The organism is Thermomonas sp. (assembly GCF_023953935.1).
Taxonomy (GTDB): Bacteria; Pseudomonadota; Gammaproteobacteria; order Xanthomonadales; family Xanthomonadaceae; genus Thermomonas.
Genome location: NZ_JAMLIW010000003.1, coordinates 210,280 through 227,115, shown reverse-complemented (window position 1 = coordinate 227,115; position 16,836 = coordinate 210,280). Strand labels below are relative to the sequence as shown.

Genomic DNA, 16,836 nt, shown 5'->3' with positions numbered 1-16,836 from the left:
CATCGTTTCATCCGAATACAAGGATAATGAAGTGACGTCGAACTATCTGTTCACCTCCGAATCGGTGTCCGAAGGCCATCCGGACAAGCTCGCCGACCAGATTTCCGACGCGGTGCTGGACGCGATCCTGACTCAGGACAAGTCCGCCCGCGTGGCCTGCGAAACCCTGGTGAAGACCGGCGCGGCGATCGTTGCCGGCGAAGTGACGACCAGCGCGTGGGTGGACATCGAGACGCTGGCGCGCAAGGTCATCAACGACATCGGCTACAACAATTCCACCGTCGGCTTCGATGGCCACACCTGCGCCATCATCAACATGCTCGGCAAGCAGTCGCCGGACATCAACCAGGGTGTGGACCGCAAGAAGCCGGAAGACCAGGGCGCGGGCGACCAGGGCCTGATGTTCGGTTACGCCTGCAACGAAGCGCCCGAGTTCATGCCGGCGCCGATCTATTACAGCCATCGGCTGGTCGAGCAGCAATCCAAGGTGCGCCGCGCCGGCAAGCTGAAATGGCTGCGCCCGGACGCCAAGAGCCAGGTCACCCTGCGCTACAGCGAATCCGGTCACCAGATCGAAGGCCTGGACGCGGTGGTGTTGTCCACCCAGCACGACCCGGACATCAAGCAGAAGGACCTCATCGAGGCCGTGCGCGCGCACATCCTCGCCCCGGTGCTGCCGAAAAAGTGGCTGGACGCACTGCCGAAGAGCAAGGTGCACATCAACCCGACCGGCAAGTTCGTGATCGGCGGCCCGGTCGGCGACTGCGGCCTGACCGGGCGCAAGATCATCGTCGACACCTACGGCGGCATGGCCCGCCACGGCGGCGGCGCGTTCTCCGGCAAGGATCCCTCCAAGGTCGACCGCAGCGCGGCCTATGCGGCGCGCTACGTGGCCAAGAACATCGTTGCCGCGGGCCTGGCCGACAAGTGCGAAGTGCAGGTCAGCTACGCGATTGGCGTGGCCCAGCCCACCAGCATCTCGGTGACCACCTTCGGCACCGGCAGGATCGCCGATGCGCAGATCGAAAAGCTGATCCGCGCCCATTTCGACCTGCGCCCGTACGGCATCATCCAGATGCTCGACCTGATCCACCCGATCTACCAGGCCACCGCCAGCTACGGCCACTTCGGCCGCAAGCCCAAGGAAGTCAGCTACACCGACGGCGCCGGCAAGAAACACAAGGCCACCGCGTTCTCGTGGGAGAAGACCGACAAGGCCGACGCCCTGCGCAAGGCCGCCAAACTGTAAGAGCGCACCGCAGGGGCGCGACCTCTCCCGGCGACACCAAACGGCCCGCAGCGATGCGGGCTGTTTTGTTTTATCCGCATCAATTGCCCCCGCCGCAGCAAACCGGTTGGCATTAGGCTCCTCGCGGCAGAGCCACTGGACGATCCTCCCCGGGTGCCTCTAACCTGGGCAATGCCCAATCTCCGCCGCGGCCTCTACGAACAACTGATCGACGCCACACTGCAGGGCCGGATCGATCGGATCGACACGGCACTGGTTGCAGCACAAACAACGCTACACCCAGCCGATGCAGCCGATCGCCTAGCACTGCATCTTGGCCGCATGCTGCGCCGCCTTCTGGACGATCTGGACGATGCACAGCGCGTGCCGCAAGGCATCGCGCTGGCGCAGCGCATCATCGCTCTGCTGCAGGAGGATGCCAAAGCAGATCCCGGCGACCAACTGGATGCGCGTGGCGGCGTTTTGAGCGCCGTATGCGCTCGACACCCGGACGGCACGCCCGAGTCGATCACGCCACCGGCAACGCCACTGCTGGATACCACCCTCCTCACCAATGCCCCCGGCGAACCACGCATCGGCTTCCAGATAAAATCCGAAATCGCCTCGGCTGATCGCATCGATGTCCTCATGGCCTTCGTTCGCCAGACCGGAATCCGCCCCCTGCTGGACAACTTGCGTCGACATTGCGCCAGCGGCCGGCCGCTACGCTTACTGACCACCACCTATACCCAATCCACCGAGCTTTCAGCGCTGCAAGCCCTGCGTGATATCGGCGTTGAGATCCGCGTTTCCTATGACACCTCTGGCACGCGGCTACATGCCAAGGCATGGCTGTTCCATCGCCAGTCCGGTTATTCGACGGCCTACATCGGCTCATCGAACCTGACCCATGCGGCCCAAGTGAGCGGACTGGAATGGAATATACGCATCGCTGGCGCACGCAATCCGGATGTGATCGAAAAATTCAATGCGGTTTTCGAAAGCTACTGGGCAAGCGATGACTTCCGCCCCTTCGATGCCGACGAATTCCGCCAGCTGACGCAGGCAGCATCCTCCGGTCCGCGCATTTACCTTAGCCCGATCGAGCTCAGGCCGGAGCCATTCCAAGCACGCCTGCTTGAACAGATCACGGTGGCACGTACGCACGGTCATCATCGCAACCTGCTGGTTGCCGCTACCGGCACCGGCAAGACGGTGATGGCTGCCATCGATTACCAGGAACTGCGCACGACCCTGCCCCGCGCGCGATTGCTGTTCGTGGCCCACCGCCGGGAGATTCTCGAACAAAGCCTCGCGACATTCCGCCACGCACTGCGCGATGCCGCCTTTGGCGAGCTGTGGGTTGGCGAGGCGCGGCCCGCGCTCTTCGAGCACGTGTTCGCATCGATTCAGTCATTGACCGCCAATGGCCTTACCGCACTGGCTCCAGATCATTTCGACGTGGTCATCATCGATGAGTTCCACCACGCCGCTGCGCCCACGTATGCCGCCCTGCTCGGCCACTTGCAGCCGCGCGAACTGCTCGGCCTGACCGCGACGCCAGAGCGCGGCGACGCGCTGGACATCCTGCACTGGTTCGACGACCGGATCGCCGCTGAATTGCGCCTGTGGGACGCGATCGAACAGCAGCGTCTGTGCCCATTCCACTACTACGGCATCAGCGATGGCACAGACTTGCGCCATGTCGGCTGGCGCCGCGGCCGGGGCTATGACCCGGCCGAACTGGAGACGCTGGTCACCGGCAACGACGTGCTGGCACGGCTCGTCATCAAGCAAACGCTCGCCCATGTTTCCGATGCGGAAACGATGCGCGCACTGGGATTTTGCGTATCGGTACGCCATGCCGAATTCATGGCGCGCGCCTTCAATGCCGCCGGCCTTGCCGCCGTCGCTGTATCAGCAACCAGCAGCGAGGCTGAACGCGCCAACGCCTTGCGCGACCTGCAAACAGGCACCGTGCGCATCGTGTTTGCAGTGGACCTATTCAACGAAGGCGTTGATCTTCCGGCGGTGGATACCCTGCTGCTATTGCGTCCGACCGACAGCGCCACGATTTTCCTGCAGCAGCTCGGCCGCGGCCTGCGTCGCCACGCCGGCAAGACAGCCTGCACCGTTCTTGATTTCGTCGCCCAGCACCGGCGCGAGTTCCAGTTCCAGCGCCGGCTGGGTGCGCTGCTTGGTGGCAGTCGCAAGCAGCTCATCGAAGCGGTCGAGGCCGGATTCCCCTTCCTGCCCAGTGGCTGCCAGATGCAGCTCGATCCCGTGGCCTCCAAGACTATTCTCGACAATCTACGTCAAAGCCTGCCCGGCACCTGGACGGCAAAAGTCAGCGCATTGCGCAGCCTTGCCACCACCTTTCCCGAGTTGACGCTGACCCGCTTCCTCGATGAAACCGGGCTTGCGCTGGAGGATGTCTACGCCAACAACCACTCGTGGGCAGAGCTGCGCGAAGCTGCAGGCCTGCAGACTCCGCGGCACGGCCCGCAGGAAGCCATCCTGCGCCGCGCACTCGGCCGATTGCTGCACGTCAACGACGCCACCCGCATCCTCGCATGGCGCGATCTTGCGCGCGCCAGTGATGCATTCGACGCAAGCACGGCCACGCCACGCGCCCAGCGTCTGTTCCACATGCTGGCGGCCACCCTGCTGGAACGCGCCAGCGGCATCGACACGCTAACCGAAGCCGCGCACGTGCTGCACCAGCACCCGCAAGTTCGCGCCGAGCTGGACGAGCTGCTCGGCGTGCTCGAGGCGCAGATCGACCACCGACAGCCACCGCTGGCGATTCCCTGCGAGACGCCGCTTCATGTCCATGCCCGTTACAGCCGCCGTGAAATCCTAGCCGCATTCGCCAGTGGCAATAGCTTCGCGCTACCCGTATGGCGAGAAGGCGTGCGCTGGTTGCCGGAGGCCGGCATCGACCTGCTCGCGGTCACGCTCGACAAGTCCAGTGGACACTTCTCGCCCACCACGCGTTATCGCGATTACGCGATCAGCCGCGAGCTTATCCACTGGGAAAGCCAATCCACTACCCGTGAGGACAGCCCCACCGGGCGCCGCTACCGTGCCCTCGATGGCGCCGCCGCATGCGCCGTATTGCTGGCCCGTATTGACTCGGAACAGCGTGCGTTCTGGCTGCTCGGACCGGCTGGCTACGTTTCCCACCAAGGCGAACGGCCGCTGGCCATTACCTGGCGACTGCAGGTGCCTTTACCGGGCGATCTCTATACTGATTTCGCCGCTGCCGTCGCTTGACGGTGCCTCGGTAGGCCGGTCGTTTCAGGGCGCGCAGCCCCCATCGACGACGCAGTTCTGGCCGCCAGCAGATGCAGCAGGGGCTTCCGGCCCCGCCTCCCCCATCAACAGCGCCACCTGCGCGCCCAGCGCGAGGTCTTCGATCTGGCCGAAGTGGTGTTGCCGCAGCTGGCCGGCGCGGTCGATCAGGAGCAGGCTCGGGGTACCGCGCATGCCGTAGGCGGCCATCGTGCGCGGGATCGGGCCGTCGTCCGCCGGCGTATCGACGCCGACCGGGAAGCCGATCTTGTACTCGTGCAGGAAGGCTTGCAGTGACACCGGTGTCATCGCGGCGTGGTGTTCGAACACGGTATGCAGGCCGAGCACTGCGACGTGTTCCTCCGGGAACACCCGCCGCAGTTTCTGCACCTGCGGCAGGCCGTGCGCCACGCAGCCCGGACACAGCATCTGGAAGGCCTCGATCACCACCACCTTGCCGCGCAGGGACGCCAGCGTCACCGGCTCGGGACTGTTGAACCACTGCGTGCATTGCAGTTCCGGTGCTGGTTTCGGTGCGTTCATGGCATCGCCTGCGTGAAAACCTGCCGGCATTGTGCCCTCTGCCCGTAAAATTCGCGGATGCCTCTTCTTCATTTCCAGAACGTCGACTACAGCGTCGGCGGCCCGCTGCTGCTCGCGCAGATCAACTTCACGATCGACCCCGGCGAGCGGGTCTGCATCGTCGGCCGCAACGGCGCCGGCAAGTCCACCTTGATGCGGCTGATCGCGGGCGAGATCCAACCGGATGATGGCGAGATCCGCGTGCAGGGCGGCGTGGTGGTCGCGCGGATGGCGCAGGAAGTGCCGCAGGACACCCAAGGCAGCGTATTCGACGTGGTGGCGCAGGGGCTGGGCGAATTGGGCGCGCTGCTGGCGCCGTATCATCATGCCGTGCATGACGGTGACATGGACGCGATGGCGGCGGCGCAGACGCAGATCGAAGCCCGGCACGGTTGGGATCTGGACCGCCGGGTGACGCAGGTACTGGAGAAGCTCGACCTGCCGGACGAGGCCGAATTCGCCGCCCTGTCCGGCGGCATGAAGCGCCGCGTGCTGTTGGGCCAGGCCTTGGTGCGCGCCCCCGACATCCTGCTGCTGGACGAGCCCACCAACCACCTCGACATCGAGGCGATCGACTGGCTGGAAGGCTTCCTGAAATCGTTCAACGGCAGTCTGGTCTTCGTCACCCACGACCGCAGCTTCCTGCGTGCGCTCGCCACCCGCATCGTCGAGATCGACCGTGGCCAGCTCACCAGTTGGCCCGGCGATTACGACAACTACCTGCGTCGGCGCGAGGAGCGCCTGCATGCACAGGCGCAGGAAAACGCCCGCTTCGACAAGCTGCTGGCGCAGGAAGAGGTGTGGATCCGGCAGGGCATCAAGGCCCGCCGCACCCGCAACGAAGGCCGCGTGCGCGCGCTCAAGGCGATGCGGGTGGAACGGGCGGCGCGGCGCGAGTTGACCGGCAAGGTCAAGATGGAAGCCGCCGGCGCACAGGCTTCGGGCAAGAAGGTGGTCGAGATGACCGGGGTGGCGCAGGCGTTCGGCGACAAGGTCATTTTGCGCGATGCGTCCACCACCATCCTGCGCGGTGACCGCATCGGCATCATCGGCCCGAATGGCAGCGGCAAATCCACCCTGCTGAAGATCCTGCTGGGCGAGCTGACGCCGGATGCCGGCAGCGTGGAGCAAGGCACCCAGCTGCAGATCGCCTATTTCGACCAGCACCGCAGCCAACTCGACGAGAGCCGCAACGCGGTCGAGAACGTTGCCGGCGGCGCCGATTTCGTCGAGATCAACGGCAGCCGCAAGCACATCATCGGCTATCTGCAGGATTTCCTGTTCTCGCCGGAACGCGCGCGCGCGCCGATCACCCGCCTGTCCGGTGGCGAACGCAATCGCCTGCTGCTGGCGCGCTTGTTCGCGCAGCCGTCCAATGTATTGGTGATGGACGAACCCACCAACGACCTCGACGTGGAGACACTCGAGCTGCTGGAGGAATTGTTGCTGGACTACAAGGGCACCCTGCTGCTGGTCAGCCACGACCGCGACTTCCTCGACAACGTGGTGACCAGCACGCTGGCGCTGGAAGGCGAAGGGAGATTGGCCGAATACGTCGGCGGCTACAGCGACTGGCTGCGGCGGCGGGCTATGCCAAGGCAGGGCGCCAAGGCAACGTCCATGGATGCCCGCCTTCGCGGGCATGACGAGCCAAAAAATTCGGCCACCATGGATGCTCGCTTGCGCGGGCATGACGAGCAAAAGCCAAGTCCACCTGCTCCCGCCGCGAAGAAAAAACTCAGCTTCAAGGAGCAGCGCGAGCTGGAACAGCTACCCGATCGGATCGAGCAACTGGAGTCCGATATCGCCGCCCGCACCGAAGCGATGAACGCACCCGCGTTTTTCCAGCAGGACAGCGCGGCGATCGTGTCTGCCAACGACACGCTGGCGGCATTGCAAGCCGAACTGGATGCGGCCTATGCCCGTTGGGAAGCTCTGGATGGGTGATTGAATGCGGAACCGAATCCGTTCGTGGTGAGTCCGTCGAACCATGAACGGATTTGCCATTTATAATGGCCACCCCTGCCGAGGGGCGCTGCGACCGTGGATACCACGGCCAGGCTCGGCGGGTTCATCGCAACAACGGCGCCCGTGACCGCATCCACTGCCTCACGGAGCCAGCATGAACGCACAGATCAAGACCTTCTCGCAGGAAGGTGATTACAAGGTCGCCGACATTTCCCTCGCCAGTTGGGGCCGCAAGGAAATCGACATCGCCGAGCACGAGATGCCTGGGCTGATGTCGATCCGCAAGAAGCACGCTGCCTCCACACCGCTCAAGGGCGTGCGTGTGACGGGCTCGCTGCACATGACGATCCAGACCGCGGTGCTGATCGAAACCCTCAAAGACATCGGCGCCGACGTGCGCTGGGCCTCGTGCAACATCTTCAGCACCCAGGACCACGCCGCTGCTGCAATTGCCGCCACCGGCACGCCGGTGTTCGCCTGGAAGGGCGAGACGCTGGAGGAATACTGGGACTGCACGCTGGCCGCGCTGTCCTTCCCGGACGGCAAGGGCGGCTTCCTTGGCCCGCAGCTGGTGGTCGATGACGGCGGCGATGTCACCCTGCTGATCCACAAGGGCTACGAGCTGGAGCACGGCAGCGATTGGGTCGATTCCGCATCCGACAGCCACGAAGAACAGGTCATCAAGAACCTGCTCAAGCGCGTCGCCAGCGAGCGTCCCGGCTACTGGACCCGCGTCGTTGCCGACTGGAAGGGTGTTTCGGAAGAAACCACCACCGGCGTGCACCGCCTCTATCAGATCGCCGAACAGGGCAAGCTGCTGGTGCCGGCGATCAACGTCAATGATTCGGTCACCAAATCCAAGTTCGACAACCTCTACGGCTGCCGCGAATCGCTGGCCGATGGCCTCAAGCGCGCGATGGACGTGATGCTGGCCGGCAAGGTGGCGGTGGTCTGCGGCTACGGCGACGTCGGCAAGGGCAGCGCGCATTCGCTGCGCGCCTATGGTGCCCGCGTGATTGTCACCGAGATCGACCCGATCTGCGCGCTGCAGGCGGCGATGGAAGGCTTCGAGGTCAATACCGTCGAGGACACGCTCGGCCAGGCCGACATCTACGTCACCACCACCGGCAACCGCGACATCATCCGCGTCGAACACATGCAGGCGATGAAAGATCAGGCCATCGTCTGCAACATCGGCCACTTCGACAACGAAATCCAGGTCGACGCGCTCAAGGCGCTGCCGGGCATCGTCCACACAAACATCAAGCCGCAGGTGGACAAGTACACCCTCGCCAACGGCAACAGCATCTTCCTGCTCGCCGAAGGCCGCCTGGTGAACCTGGGCTGCGCCACCGGCCACCCGAGCTTCGTGATGAGCAATTCGTTCTCGAACCAGACCCTGGCCCAGATCGACCTGTGGGCGAACAAGGACGTGTACGAGAAAACCGTCTATCGCCTGCCCAAGCACCTCGACGAGGAAGTGGCGCGCCTGCATCTGGAAAAGATCGGGGTGAAGCTGACCCGGCTCACCCAGGCCCAGGCCGACTATCTCGGCGTGCCGGTGGCCGGGCCGTACAAGCCGGAACACTACCGCTACTGAGCGACTCCGACGTGGCAATCCGCTGCGGGCGTCATTGCGCCCGCGGTTGTCATGCCCACGCGATCATTGATATTCTCTTCATCGCGATGAAGCGATGCATAGATGCAGCGCACCGGAACCCCGCATGATCCCGATCAGTTTCGAGTTCTACCCGCCCAAGACCGACGACCAGCGCATGCAGTTCGATCGCACCGTGCGCAAGCTCAAGGCGCATGCGCCGCAGTTCATGTCGGTGACGTTCGGTGCCGGTGGTTCCACCTTGAGCCATACCCCCGAGACCGTGCAACGCCTGCGCAGCGACCACGGCGTGGTCGGCGTGCCGCATTTGACCTGCGTGGGCGGCAGCCGCGAGGAGATCCGCAGCCTGCTCAAGCTCTACCGCGCACTCGGCTGCGACCGCATCGTCGCGCTGCGCGGCGATCTTCCTTCGGGCATGGCGCGCACCGGCGATCTGCGTCACGCCAGCGAACTGGTCCAATTGATCCGCGACGAACACGGCGATCAGTTCAAGATCGAGGTGGCAGCCTATCCGGAAACCCACCCGCAGGCCGACGATGCCCACGTCGACCTGCGCCACTTCAAGGCCAAGGTCGAGGCCGGTGCGGACGGGGCCATCACCCAGTATTTCTACAACCCGGATGCCTATTTCCGCTTCGTCGCCGACGTGCGCCGGCTCGGGGTCGAGATTCCAATCGTGCCCGGCATCATGCCGATCGCCAATTTCAGCCAGTTGCGGCGTTTCTCCGAAGCCTGCGGCGCCGAGATTCCGCGCTGGATGGCGCAACGCATGCGCGCCTTCGGAGATGACGTGGACAGCGTGCGCGAACTGGCCGCCGACGTGGTTGCCCAGCTGTGCCAGCGTCTGATCGACGGCGGCGCGCCGGGGCTGCATTTCTACACCTTGAATCTGGCGCGGCCGATCCAGGCCGTCTTGCAGCGGTTGACCTGACGCGGCGGCAGGCCGGACGCCATGACGCTGTCCCGGGCAGCGCCGCTTGGCATCGCCTCAAGGCCAAGGCTTCCGCGTTTCCGCCGGCGCGGGTACCCTGCGCCGATGCATCGCGCCGTACTTCTGCTGCTGCTCCTGTTTTCCGGGCTTGCGCCGGTGCCCCCGGCGCAGGCGCAGGTACGCCGCTGCGTGGCCGCCAACGGCAACATCGTCTACACCGACCGGATGTGCGCGGACATCGGAGCCACCTCCGCGTTGGCACCCGCGGCACCCGCCGGCAGCGGGTCCGGCGGCAGCACGCTGCGCAGCATGTGCGCACGCAACGTCCGCGATCTTGCCTACGGGCTGGAAAGTGCGATCCAGTCCGGTGACGCCAACCGGATCGCCAGCCTGTATGACTGGACCGGGATGGGCACGGCGGCGGCAGAACGCCTGATGGATGCATTCGACCGCATCGCCAACCGCACCTTCGTGGACCTCGTGCCGGTTTTTTCCGCAGGCGATGCCGCCGTCGTCACGCAGGCGCCCGTCACGGACGCAGGATCGCCTTCCGCAAGCGGTGCGGACCCCGGCAACCTGCCGATGCCGCCCAGCCCACCCGCGCGCCGCGTGGTCGGCCTGCGGATCGAGCAGGTACTCTCCGACGGCCACACGCCTTCGCAGGTCAGCTTCGGCCTGGTCAAACGCATGGGTTGCTGGTGGATTCGCAATTGAGCCGACTCAGCACCCGCGTGACCCCGGTCAGTCACGGCCGCTGCCGCATTGCGGCACAATGACGCACTGGAATTGCAGCGAGGACACGACGATGGCGACGGAATACCCGCAGAAGATCTGGCACAACGGCAAGATCAAGCCGTGGGCCGAAGCGACTGTCCACGTCATGGCGCACGCGCTGCATTACGGCTCGTCGGTGTTCGAGGGCATCCGCTGCTACCAGACCGCCAGCGGCCCGGCAATCTTCCGCCTGACCGACCACAACAAGCGCCTGTTCACCTCGGCCAAGATCCACGAGATCGACATGCCATTCGATCTCGATGCGATCAACGCGGCCTGCCGCGAGGTCATCACCGCCAATGGCAACAGCACCGACTACCTGCGCCCGGTCGCCTTCCGTGGCCTGGGCGGGTTCGGGCTGTCGGCCGCGACACCCACCGACGTCGCGGTGGCGACCTGGAAGATGGGCAAGTACCTCGGCGAAGGCGTGCTGGAAAACGGGATCGACGCCTGCGTGTCGAGCTGGCAGCGGTTCGCGCCCAATACCATCCCGGCCGGCGCCAAGGCCGGCGGCAATTACCTCTCCGGCACCCTGATCGCCCGCGAGGCGCGGCGGCTGGGCTTTGGCGAAGGCATCGCGCTGGCCTCGACCGGCCTGCTCAGCGAAGGCGCCGGCGAGAACCTGTTCCTGGTCATCGATGGCGCCCTGCACACCACCCCGGTCAGCGCCGCGCTGCTCAATGGCATCACCCGCCATTCGCTGATGACGCTGGCGCGTGAGGCCGGACTCACGGTTGTCGAGCGCGACATGCCGCGCGAATACCTGTATCTGGCCGACGAAATCTTCATGTGCGGCACGGCGGCGGAGATCACCCCGATCCGTTCGGTCGACGCGCGCCAGGTCGGCAGCGGCAAGGCCGGCCCGGTGACACGGCGGATGCAGGAATTGTTCTTCGGCCTGTTCGACGGCAGCACGCCCGACCAGCACGGTTGGCTGGAACCGGTCTGACGGACGCGGGGCACGGCGGCAGCGCGGCGGCGGCTCAGCCAAATCGCAGCACTGCCACCACGCCTTGCTCGGCGCCCGGCCGCACGGAAACATCCCAGCCATACAGCACGCACAGCCGGCGCACGATCGACAGGCCGATGCCGCCACCCTGCGAAGCACCGGCGTGGCTGCCTCGATAGCCACGGGTGAACAGGCTGGACGCGTCCTCGGCGCTGAGCCCTGGTCCGGAGTCGATCACCTCCACCGCATCGCGGTGGACGCGTACCACCACCTCGCCGCTGGGCGTGTACTTCACCGCGTTGCCGATCAGGTTGCCAAGCGCGACGGCCAGCGCCGAATCGGGCACGTCGAGCAGCACATGGCCCTCGCCTTCCAGCCGCAGTTCGACCGGCTTGCCGCCGAGCTGGGCGCGATGGCTCTCCAACTGCTGCTGGGCCACCTTCACCACATCGCAGGCGCCCTGCGCGCGCTCGTTGCGCGACAGCAGCAGCAAGGCGCCGATCAGGTCGGTGCACTGCTGTTCGGCGCGCTGGATCCGCAGCAGCCGGGTGTGGGTGCGAACATCGAGATCGGCCCGCGTCAGCATCAGCTCGACCGCGCCGCGGATCACCGCCAGCGGCGTGCGCAGCTCGTGGCTGACGTCGGCGTTGAACTCGCGGTCGCGCTGCACCACTTCGGTCAGGCGCTCCGCATAGTCGTCCAGGGCCTTGGCCAGCTCGCCCACCTCGTCCTGCGGGAAATGCGGGGCCAATGCCTCCGGATCGGAGCTGGTGCCGGAACGCCGGATGCGTTGCGCCAGATCCGACACCGGGCTCATCACCCTGGAGGCGGCCCACCAGCCCACCAACAACGACAGCCCGGTGAACACCACCACCACGCCGATCAGCGCGTTGTTGAATTGTTTCTCGCCGCGCGCCGACTGCGACATGTCGTAGGCGAGGAAGAACCACGCCTGCGGCGTCTTGCGCACGCCCAGCTTGTAGTAGGACTTGCTGCCGTCCTCCTCGACCGCGGTGATGCTGTGGATGCCGTCGCCAAGCGCATACCACTCGGGCCGATGGGTGCGCAGTTCCTCGAACTTGTCGGGGGTGTAGTAGAACGCCTTGAGCTGCTGGACCGGCACTTCCGGCTCGCGCCCGCCGCTTTGGACGAAGCGCGTCCAGGACTCGTCGAGGTTGCGGTTCATCAGGTCTTCGACCAGCTGGTTCTCCACCCGGCCGCGCGCCCAGTTGGTGGTGAAGGCCAGCGCCAGCGTCAGCCCGAAGCCGAGCAGCAGGTAGGACAGGATGATGCGGCTGCGCAGCCGGCGCCGGTAGCGCGCCTGCTTGCGGCGCGGTGCCGTGGTCGAATCAGGCTCGGACATTCCGGGTCAATCGCCCCCCGTCGGGGTGATCCGATAGCCGATGCCGTGGCGGGTCTGGATCATCGGAAGGGCAAACGGCTTGTCCACCACGGCACGCAGGCCGTGGATGTGGACCCGCAGCGAATCCGAGTCCGGCAGCTCTTCACCCCAGACCCGGCTTTCCAGATCCTGCCGGGTGACGACCGCCGGCGAGGCTTCCATCAGCGCCTGCAGGATCTTGAGCGCGGTCGGGTTGAGCTGGATCAGCTTGCCCTCGCGCCGCACCTCCAGCGTGTCGAGGTTGAACTCCAGATCGCCGACCGTCAGCACCCGCGCCGGCAGCCCGCGGCCGCGCCGCGCCAGCGCGTTCAGGCGCACGTTGACCTCTTGCAGCGCGAACGGCTTGATCAGGTAGTCGTCGGCCCCGGATTCGAACCCGGCCAGCTTGTTGTCGAGGCTGTCGCGCGCGGTCAGCATCAGCACCGGAGTCTGCTTGCGCGCATCGCTGCGCAGCTTGCGGCAGACCTCCAGACCGTCCATGCCGGGCAGGTTCAGGTCCAGCACGATGGCATCGAAATCGTGGACCACGGCCAAGTGCAACCCCGTCACGCCGTCGGCTGCGAAATCGACGACGTGGCCGCATTCTTCAAGGTAATCGCCGAGGTTCGCGGCGATGTCGGTATTGTCTTCGATGACCAGGATGCGCATGTCGTCCTTCCACAAGCATTTGGTACGCGAAACCGCAGGTGCGGCCTGCTGCGCTTGGCCTGATTCTGGCACAGCCGCGCCCGCGCCGGCGGAAGCCGAGGTGAACGCCGTGCTTGTCGGTGGCCCTGAAGCCGGAGTCAGATCACCGCGGGATTGCGATTCGGCCTGGCCGCACGGGCCAGGGTTTCATGCACGACGAACTCGACCACCGCGCCGGCAACATCGATCCCGGTGGATGTTTCGATGCCTTCCAGCCCCGGCGAGGCGTTGACCTCGAGCACCAGCGGCCCGCGCGCGCTGCGGATCATGTCCACACCCGCCACGCCCAGCTCGAGGATCTGCGCGGCCCGCACCGCGGTGGCGATCTCGGCTTTCGACGGCCGCACCGCCTTGGCACTGCCGCCACGGTGCAGGTTGGAGCGAAAATCGCCGCTCGGCGCCTGTCGGCGCATCGCCGCCACCACTTGCCCGCCGACCACGAAACAGCGCAGGTCGGCGCCGCGGGCTTCGGCGATGAATTCCTGCACGAGGAAATTCGCGTACAGACCGCGCAGGGTTTCGATGGCCGCACGCGAGGCCGAAGGTTTCTCGGTTGCCATCACCCCCGCGCCCTGGGTGCCCTCGTTGAGCTTGATGACATGCGGCGGCGGGCCGAGCATGGCCAGCAGGTCATTGGTATCGTCCGGATTGTCGCCGAACACCGTGTTGGGCAAGCCGATGCCATCGGCCGCCAGCACCTGGTGGCAGCGCAGCTTGTCGCGCGCTCTGGCAATCGCGGTGGCGCCGCTGGGGCTGTAGCTGCCCATCAGCTCGAACTGGCGCACCACCGCGCAGCCGTAGCGGGTGACCGAAGCGCCGATCCGCGGCACGACCGCGGCATAACCCGCCACCGATTTGCCCTTGTAGCGCATGGCGAAGCCTTCGCTGTCGATCCGCATGTAGCAGCGCAGCGGATCGAGCACGCGGACACTGTGGCCGCGCTCGCGCGCCGCCTCGACCAGCCGTCGGGTGGAGTAGAGCTTGCTGTTGCGGGAAAGAATGGCGAGCTTCACCGGGGACTCCACGCGCGGCCGATCCGCGTCGTCGTGATCATCTCACCAACGGATTTCGGAAGGGGAACCGGGCAAGCGTCGGCGGGCGGGACCTGATCGCGGCCATGAAAAAGGCGGCATCCCTGCGGATGCCGCCCGTGCTTTCAAGTCGCCGGCCTGCCGGAACTGGAGCGGGTGATGGGAATCGAACCCACGCTAGCAGCTTGGGAAGCTGCAGTTCTACCATTGAACTACACCCGCGGACGCCGCCAGTGTATGCCGAGGTCCCGGCGCGATGCAAAGCGCCGGGGCCGCGGCTGGCGGATCAGAACGAGCCGCTGAAGTTGATGAAGGTGCTGGCGTCGCCGCCGCCGTTCTGGTTGAAGGTCAGGCTGCTGCCGGTGGTGACGTCGAGGCCCAGCACCTTGGCGCGCACGCCGAACATCAGCATGCCGTAGCTCTGGTCGAACTGGAGCCCCGGCACCGCATACGGCAGCGCGTTGGGCATCGAGTTCGACTGCGCCCAGACCTGCGCCGGCTGGTCCTCGAACTCGCGGTTCCAGGTGACACTGGCGTAGGGCACCAGATGATCGTTGATGGCATAGCTGCCCTGCCAGCCGGCGCTGGCGATCGTCGAATGGAAGCGCTGGTTCGGGAAGGTCAGCGCGGTCGATTGAACGCTGTTTTCGGCGTAACCATCGACCTTGATGTTCTGCCACAGCACGTTCACGACCGGGCCGTGCTGCCAAGGACCGTGGCGGAAGTTCCAGCCGATGCCGCCGCCGAAGCTCAGGTTCTCGCCGTTGGGCGAGCCGTCATAGCTGCGCACCGCGTTGCCGAGCTTGACGTCGCGGCGCACGCGGTAGTCCAGCCAGGTGTAGCTGACCTGCGCGTTGGCCCACAGGCCGGCGTCACCGCCCCAGCCGATGAAGCCGCCGAGGGTGGCGTCCTTCTGGCGGAAGTCGCCGCGGCGGAAGCCGAAATCGATGTTCTGCTGGCCATAGCCGCCGAACAGGCCGTAGGAGAAGTTGTCGCTGCGCCAGCCGATCCCGATCGAGCCGGTCGCGCCGTTGCCGTCAAAACCGATCGTGTTCTCGAAGCGCTGCTGGTCGCCGCGCAGGTTCAGCCACCAGCTCATGCCGTCTTCATTCTTGGTCGAGAAGCCGTTGATCACGCTGCCGACCTCACGCGCGCGCGCATAGCCAACCGTCGCCGCCGAGTGCGGCAGCACCGCGATCTGGCGGGGGCCGTCGACCATCGAAATCGCCAGGTCGGCCAGCGCCTTGTGCGCAATCTGGGTCGGGTGGACGCCATCGGCGAACAGGTAATCCTGCCCACCCGGCACCATCGACGCCGGGCTGCAGAACAGCGAGGAACTTCCGGCCGGCGGCGGCTGGGTCAAGCACGCCACGCCCGTCACATTGGTCAAACCGAATTCGTTCGGATGCGCCACCACCTCCTGCAGGAAGTGATAGGTATCGACCGGGATGACGTTCAGCCCGGCCGTGGCCAGCCCGCCGAACACGGCGGTGTTGTAGCCGTTGGCCATCGCCGTGGCCTGCGCCTGGCCCGCCGGGCCGGAGGCAATCGCCGACGGCGTCAGGCCGATATCCGGGACGGTGGGCACCATGACGTACTGGGCGCCGGCGGTCTTGAGGGCACCGATCAGGCCGACCTGAGCGGTGGCGGCCGCGCCGATGATGGCCTGCGCCGCGGCCAGCGCCTGCGCCGGGGTGCCGCCGCCCACCAGCACCGCAATGTAGGCGTCATTGGCGGCGAAGATGTCATTGGCGCCGCCCCACACGGTGTACAGGGCGTTCGGGTCGACCGTGTTTCCGGAGGCGAGATAGGCCGCGTACTGGCTCTGCAGCGAGGGGATGTAGCCGAGCGCGCTCACCGAATCGGTGGCCACCCGCGCACCGCCCGCCGACCAGTTGTTGCCGTTGTCCAGGGCGGTGAAGGTCGGCGGCACCCCGGTGCCGTGCCAGGCGATGCTGGCATTGCTGTGGAAATAGTCCGCCATGTACTGCGACCAGACATAGCCCGGGTTGTTGGTGAACTGGCCGATGACGGCACCGTTCGGGCCCAGCATCTGGACCAGCAGGGGTCGGAAGTAGCCCGCATCGGTCAGGCTGTCACCGAAGAACACGGTCTGGCTGAACGGCGATTCTGGCGTGGCTTCCTGACTCTGCGCGAACACGGGTGACGCGGCAAGCGCCAGCGCGGCGCACAGCAGGGTCCTGCGGAAAGCGGTTTTCATGGGTATCCTCGACATGGCGGGTGGAATGCTCCGTTATGTACGCCCCGACGGCCGGCCCACGCCGACGGAAAGGGCATACGCAAGCGCATGGTACGCGATGATTTCACGAAATCACAACATTTTCCTCTTGTCCCCGATCAAGCCCCCGGTA

At 65.8% G+C, this 16,836-nt stretch carries 12 protein-coding genes, 1 tRNA gene and 1 riboswitch; of the genes, 7 read left to right on the top strand and 6 right to left on the bottom strand.

Translation table 11 applies throughout. The features are described from left to right. Window positions 1-31 precede the first annotated feature (31 nt). A complete protein-coding gene (gene metK, locus M9902_RS05290; RefSeq protein ID WP_297221458.1) occupies window positions 32-1,249 on the top strand; it encodes a methionine adenosyltransferase in 1,218 nt (405 codons plus the stop codon). A 171-nt stretch (window positions 1,250-1,420) separates the two neighbouring features. Next, window positions 1,421-4,504 (top strand): DUF3427 domain-containing protein, encoded by a 3,084-nt coding sequence (locus tag M9902_RS05285; RefSeq protein ID WP_297221457.1) that lies wholly within the window; start codon window positions 1,421-1,423, stop codon window positions 4,502-4,504. A gap of 24 nt (window positions 4,505-4,528) precedes the next feature. On the opposite strand, the gene M9902_RS05280 is transcribed toward M9902_RS05285, so the two are convergent. After that, window positions 4,529-5,065 carry a redoxin domain-containing protein gene (locus M9902_RS05280; protein WP_297221456.1) on the bottom strand — a complete coding sequence of 179 codons (537 nt, stop codon included), beginning with the start codon at window positions 5,063-5,065 and terminating at the stop codon, window positions 4,529-4,531. A 57-nt stretch (window positions 5,066-5,122) separates the two neighbouring features. On the opposite strand from M9902_RS05280, the gene M9902_RS05275 reads away from it, so the two are divergent. The 5 genes from M9902_RS05275 (at window position 5,123) to M9902_RS05255 (ending at window position 11,344) form a co-directional block, all read left to right on the top strand. Further along, on the top strand, window positions 5,123-7,051 hold the full coding sequence (locus tag M9902_RS05275) for an ATP-binding cassette domain-containing protein (protein ID WP_297221455.1): 1,929 nt from the start codon (window positions 5,123-5,125) through the stop codon (window positions 7,049-7,051). Between the two features lie 74 nt (window positions 7,052-7,125). Beyond that, window positions 7,126-7,202: riboswitch (S-adenosyl-L-homocysteine riboswitch) on the top strand. A gap of 24 nt (window positions 7,203-7,226) precedes the next feature. Then, window positions 7,227-8,672 carry an adenosylhomocysteinase gene (gene ahcY, locus M9902_RS05270; RefSeq protein ID WP_297170599.1) on the top strand — a complete coding sequence of 482 codons (1,446 nt, stop codon included), beginning with the start codon at window positions 7,227-7,229 and terminating at the stop codon, window positions 8,670-8,672. A 124-nt stretch (window positions 8,673-8,796) separates the two neighbouring features. Next, window positions 8,797-9,621, top strand: a complete 825-nt coding sequence (gene metF / locus M9902_RS05265; protein WP_297170602.1) for a methylenetetrahydrofolate reductase [NAD(P)H] — start codon at window positions 8,797-8,799, stop codon at window positions 9,619-9,621. 105 nt (window positions 9,622-9,726) lie between these two features. Beyond that, a complete protein-coding gene (locus tag M9902_RS05260) occupies window positions 9,727-10,335 on the top strand; it encodes a DUF4124 domain-containing protein (protein ID WP_297170605.1) in 609 nt (202 codons plus the stop codon). Window positions 10,336-10,426: 91 nt separating this feature from the next. Next, window positions 10,427-11,344, top strand: coding sequence for a branched-chain amino acid transaminase (locus M9902_RS05255; RefSeq protein WP_297170607.1), 918 nt, complete (start codon window positions 10,427-10,429; stop codon window positions 11,342-11,344). A gap of 34 nt (window positions 11,345-11,378) precedes the next feature. Here the strand turns inward: M9902_RS05255 and M9902_RS05250 are convergent, their stop codons facing one another. The 5 genes from M9902_RS05250 to M9902_RS05230 form a co-directional block, all read right to left on the bottom strand. Beyond that, window positions 11,379-12,707, bottom strand: a complete 1,329-nt coding sequence (locus M9902_RS05250; RefSeq protein WP_297170609.1) for a HAMP domain-containing sensor histidine kinase — start codon at window positions 12,705-12,707, stop codon at window positions 11,379-11,381. A gap of 6 nt (window positions 12,708-12,713) precedes the next feature. Next, window positions 12,714-13,394 carry a response regulator transcription factor gene (locus M9902_RS05245; RefSeq protein WP_297170611.1) on the bottom strand — a complete coding sequence of 227 codons (681 nt, stop codon included), beginning with the start codon at window positions 13,392-13,394 and terminating at the stop codon, window positions 12,714-12,716. Window positions 13,395-13,531: 137 nt separating this feature from the next. Next, window positions 13,532-14,446 (bottom strand): 30S ribosomal protein S6--L-glutamate ligase, encoded by a 915-nt coding sequence (rimK, locus tag M9902_RS05240; RefSeq protein ID WP_297170613.1) that lies wholly within the window; start codon window positions 14,444-14,446, stop codon window positions 13,532-13,534. Between the two features lie 166 nt (window positions 14,447-14,612). Further along, window positions 14,613-14,686: transfer RNA gene (locus tag M9902_RS05235), tRNA-Gly, on the bottom strand. 64 nt (window positions 14,687-14,750) lie between these two features. Further along, window positions 14,751-16,685 (bottom strand): autotransporter domain-containing protein, encoded by a 1,935-nt coding sequence (locus M9902_RS05230; protein WP_297170615.1) that lies wholly within the window; start codon window positions 16,683-16,685, stop codon window positions 14,751-14,753. Between the last annotated feature and the right edge of the window lie 151 nt (window positions 16,686-16,836).